The organism is Zooshikella ganghwensis DSM 15267 (assembly GCF_000428585.1).
Lineage (GTDB): Bacteria > Pseudomonadota > Gammaproteobacteria > Pseudomonadales > Zooshikellaceae > Zooshikella > Zooshikella ganghwensis.
Window position 1 is genome coordinate 1 of the sequence record NZ_AUAF01000366.1, and the last position, 1464, is coordinate 1464.

Sequence of the window (1464 nt, forward strand, 5' to 3'; positions counted from 1 at the left end):
TCCATTCCTATCTTCTTGAAACTGCTTTGTGCTTAATGATTAACCTTTTACTTAGACATCTGTATATTTTTTGATTTTTGAGACACGTTCTTAGGTAAAAGGAAAGATAAAAGTGAAATGTATGCTTTAAACTAAGCTCTACAAAGAATAACATTAATGAGCTTTTCAACAGTTGCACCTGTATTACTTAGTCCTGTTTCATAATATTGCTGAACGGTTTGAACTTGAAATCCAGCTATTGCCAACAGTTGTTCTACTTCCTTTGAGTGATAAAGATTGAAGCCAAATGGTGAAAAGGGTAAGTCTTTCATAAATGACTTATCACCAAAAGCGATACAAAATAAGCCATCTTTCTTCATAACCCTGTGGATTTCAGCAAAATGTAAGAAAGGGGAGTCCCAAAAGTATAAAGTGTGAATTGCTAATGCCTTATTAAAACTTGAAGAAGAAAAAGGTATAGCACTTGAGCTACCTTGGTGAAAACTGGCGTTATTTGAGGCAATAAACTGCTGGTTGTGTATTTTGGCTTCGCTTACCATATCAGAGGACCAGTCAAGCCCTTTATAGGACACATTTGGGGCACTTTCAATGATCTTTTGTGCAAAAGCGCCGTTTCCTGGACCAATTTCCAATATATGATCATTATCCGTGATATGCAGTAAATTAATGCATTTGTTGTTTATTTGGTAATTTGCTTGATTCATTTGCTGGGCAATTTCAGGGGCTTTTTTGCCTGAAGGACAACGAAGTTGTGTGGCTATTTCTTTGGGATTCACTACGATATGTCCTCAATGAGACTGCTGTTTCTAATAAATTGTGCAATGGTTTTGGCACAGGTTTCTGTAGAGGTTTTAGTCGTATTTACACTAAAATCATACTTAATATCTTGATGAACACGATAAAACTGCTCTCTTGCTGTATATTGTTTTCTGTTTTTCCTATTTTTTTCTCTTTCTTCTAGTGTGTCTAAGTTACAATATACAGCAATATATGCAGTACTATACGGTGCCAGTACCGATCTTCATATTTTCATTTCCGACTCACCATTTGTAATATCATCTACGATAAGACGAAGACCATTCCTCACTAAGTTTGCGACTGTCTTTCGATAGGCGTCATTTACTTTTATCCCGTAGGGGCCTTGTTGAATCTGATAACCAGTTGTATTATCTGGCAGTAAAGTTTCCCTCCAGTAAAAACCGTCTTTTTTTTCACTACCTTCTAAATCGTTAGATTTTGATGGCATCATTGCTATAAAATGATCAATACCTATGTGTAAATAATAATCAGGTAATATAGCTTGTAACTCACTAGCAATACTACTTTTCCCTGAGCAAGTTGTACCATTTAAAAATAAAATATCCATAGGCTAACGCGATGCTCGACTTTTATTAGTTTGAAATGACAACCCCTGACCCCAACCTTTGTTTTGCCGAAACAAATTCAAAGGGACAGGGGATGTCA

General features: G+C 35.9%; 1 protein-coding gene and 1 pseudogene. Both read right to left on the reverse strand.

What is annotated here, in order from left to right; all coding sequences use genetic code 11:
- Positions 1–131 precede the first annotated feature (131 nt).
- Entirely contained in the window at positions 132–776 is a 645-nt protein-coding gene (locus F607_RS0127005; RefSeq protein WP_027710470.1) for a class I SAM-dependent methyltransferase, read from the reverse strand.
- Positions 776–1366 (reverse strand): annotated as a pseudogene (locus F607_RS35730) (chloramphenicol phosphotransferase CPT family protein). The gene F607_RS0127005 and the pseudogene F607_RS35730 overlap by 1 nt, the downstream one beginning before the upstream one ends.
- Positions 1367–1464: the final 98 nt, after the last annotated feature.